3 protein-coding genes are annotated in these 2,975 nt (G+C 71.8%); all 3 read right to left on the bottom strand.

From position 1 onward, the window contains the following. Positions 1 to 190: 190 nt before the first annotated feature. Entirely contained in the window at positions 191 to 1,072 is an 882-nt protein-coding gene (gene dapA, locus IRZ18_09370; GenBank protein ID MBX5477314.1) for a 4-hydroxy-tetrahydrodipicolinate synthase, read from the bottom strand. Next, entirely contained in the window at positions 1,069 to 2,319 is a 1,251-nt protein-coding gene (gene dapG / locus IRZ18_09365) for an aspartate kinase (GenBank protein MBX5477313.1), read from the bottom strand. The genes dapA and dapG overlap by 4 nt, the downstream gene beginning before the upstream one ends. After that, positions 2,319 to 2,975 (bottom strand): aspartate-semialdehyde dehydrogenase (locus IRZ18_09360; protein MBX5477312.1); only part of this gene is annotated, 657 nt, incomplete at its 5' end. The genes dapG and IRZ18_09360, both read right to left, overlap by 1 nt.

Below are 2,975 nucleotides of genomic sequence, written 5' to 3'. Positions count from 1 at the left end.
CGCAGGAGGACCCGGCCGTTCTTCTGGCCTGCCGTGATGTGCACCTCCGACTAAGGGCGAAGATCGTGTCGACGACCGTCCCTATCCCGGCGTCCCAGGGACGGCGGACCCGAGCACGTGAAAGACCGTCCGAAGCACAGTCAAACCGCATTATACGCAACGCGCAGCCGGGGCGGCAAGCGCCGCGCGCTCAAGCGCGCAGGAGGCCGAGCGCCGCGAGGGCCGACCGAACCGCCTCCTCCTCGGCAGCCGACGGCGCACAGAGCGGCGGCCGGCATCCGCCGACGTCGAATCCGGTCAAGCGCAGGGCCAGCTTCACGGGGATCGGGTTCGTCGTGACGAAGAGCGCCTTGCACAGCGGGAAGATCCTCCGGTGCACGGCCTCCGCCGCCCGCACGTCGCCGGCCTCGAAGAGCCGCACCAGCCGGACGAGCTCGCCCGGCACGATGTGCGCGGCCACGCTGACGACGCCCACGCCTCCCACGGCGAGGATGGGCAGCGTCAGCGAGTCGTCGCCGCTGTACACGAGCAAATCCGGCGCCAGCTGGCGGATCGCCGAAACCTGGTCCAGGTTGCCGCTCGCCTCCTTGACGGCCACGACGTTCGGCAGTTCCGCCAGCCGCGCCACCGTCTCCGGCGCGATGTTCTGCGAGGTGCGGCCGGGCACGTTGTACAGCATGACCGGAAGGTCCGTCGACTCGGCGATGGCCCGGAAATGCCGGTACAACCCCTCCTGAGGAGGCTTGTTGTAGTACGGTGTGACGAGCATCACGCCGTGCGCCCCCGCCGCCTGGGCGCGGCGCGTCAACGCGATGGACGTCGCGGTGTCGTTCGTCCCCGTCCCGGCCCAGACGAACACGCGGTCCCCCACCGCGTCCAGGACCGCCGTCAGAACGCGCATCCGCTCGTCCTCGGTGAGCGTCGGGGATTCGGCCGTCGTCCCGCCGACGAGCACACCGTCGACACCCTGTTCCACGAGACGGCTCGCGAGCTCCCCGGCGCGCGCCGCGTCGACCTCCCCGTCCGGCGAGAACGGCGTGACGAGCGCCGGGATCACGGTCCCGTACTTCACGCTGGACCACCCTCCAGATCAGGCAGTGTGGCCGGCTTGCCGGCCAGTCCGAACTTGCGGTGCAACGCGCGGACGGCGTCCTCCATCTGCGCGAGGGGCACGAGGAAGCTCACGGTGATGTGCGAGTCCGCGCTGGAAAGGACGGAGATGCCGGCTTCGTTCAGCGCTTCCGCCATTGCCGCCACGACGCCCGGACGGCCGTGCACGCCGCTGCCGACGATGGAGACCTTCGCGCAGTCGCGGACGACCTCGACCTCGAAGCCGTGCTCGCGCAGCACGCGCTCCACGGCGTCCGCCTCTTCCTGCGCGACCGTGAACGACTTCAACCCCGGCGAGATGTTGACGAGGTCGACGCTGATGCCGGCGTCCGCCACGGGGCGGAACACGCGGACTTCCTCCCCCGCCCCGGCGGCGACGCGAATCAGCGCGACGGGCGCCCGCTGCGTGACGCCCGTGGCCACGTCCGCGTAGCGGCTCCACTCCCGCTCCGGCGACGGCGCGCGCGCGATGAGCGTGCCGGGCGCCGGCGAGCGCGCGTCCCGCACCCGCAGAGGCACGCCGGCGCGCATGGCGAGCTCGACGGCGCGCGGGTGCACCACCTTGGCCCCCTGGTGGGCCATCTGGAAGACCTCCTCATACGTGACTGTCTCCAACGTCCGCGCGTCGGGGACGATGCGCGGATCGGCCGTCTTGATGCCGTCGACGTCGGTGAAGATCTCCACGAGGTCGGCGGCGAGCGCGGCCCCCAGCGCGGCGGCCGTGGTGTCGCTGCCGCCCCGCCCGAGGGTGGTCACCTCCCCCGCCTCGCTCACCCCTTGGAATCCAGTGACGACCGGCACGACGCCCTCGTCCAGGTTGCGCAGGATGACACCCGGTTCCACGCGCAGCACGCGGGCGTCGCCGTGGCGGGCGTCGGTGATGACGCCGGCTTGCACGCCTGTCAAGGCGTTCGCCTTGATCCCCTCTCGGGCGAGGGCGGCGACTGCCACGACCGCGGCGATCGTCTCCCCGCAGGCCATGAGGAGGTCCAGGTTGCGGGCGTCCACCGGTCCCTCGCGCCGCGCGAGGGCGATGAGCGTGTCCGTCGCATACGGATCGCCAGAGCGTCCCATCGCGGACACGACGACCACCACTTGCCGCCCTTCGGCGAGGCGCTCGCGCACGCGCTCGACCATGGCGCGGCGCCCGTCCGCCGTGGCGACGCTGGTGCCGCCGAACTTCTGCACGACCAGACGGCGGGGTTCCACTACATCAGCCCCCGCTCCGCGAGCGTTTCGGCGATCTGCACCGCGTTCGTCGCCGCGCCCTTGCGCAGGTTGTCGGCGACGATCCAGAGCGCCAGGCCGTTCTCCCTCGTGGGATCGGGACGCAGCCGGCCGACGAGGACCTCGTCGCGCTCGGCCGCCTCGCGCGGGGTCGGGTAGACGCCGGCGAAGGGATCGTCCCGCAGGGCGACGCCGGGCGCCGCCGACAGCAACTCCCGCGCCCGCGCGACGTCGAGCGGGCGATCGAACTGCGCCCACACCGCCTCGGAATGGCCGACGAAGACGGGAACGCGCACGGCCGTGGCCGTGACGGCCAGATCGGGCAGGCCGAGAATCTTTCGAGGCTCCTGGACAAGCTTCATCTCTTCGCGGGTGGATCCGTCCTCAAGGAAGCGGTCGCACTGCGCCAGCACGTTGAAGGCGATCGGCTTCGGGTAGACGTGCGGCGCCGGCTCCTCGCCGGCCAGGTAGCCCTCGGTCTGGCGGCGCAATTCCTCCATGGCCTCCGCGCCCGAGCCGGACACGGCCTGGTACGTGGCGACGGTGACCGAGCGCAGCCCCGCCTCGCGGTGGAGCGGCGCGAGCGCGACGACCAGCTGGATCGTGGAGCAGTTCGGGCTGGCGATGATCCCCTTGTG

The sequence above is a fragment of the Clostridia bacterium genome (assembly GCA_019683875.1).
Taxonomy (GTDB): Bacteria; Bacillota; Sulfobacillia; order RBS10-35; family Bu92; genus Bu92.
The sequence above is the reverse complement of the archived record's forward strand: the minus strand, read 5'-3'. Positions and strand labels throughout refer to the sequence as shown.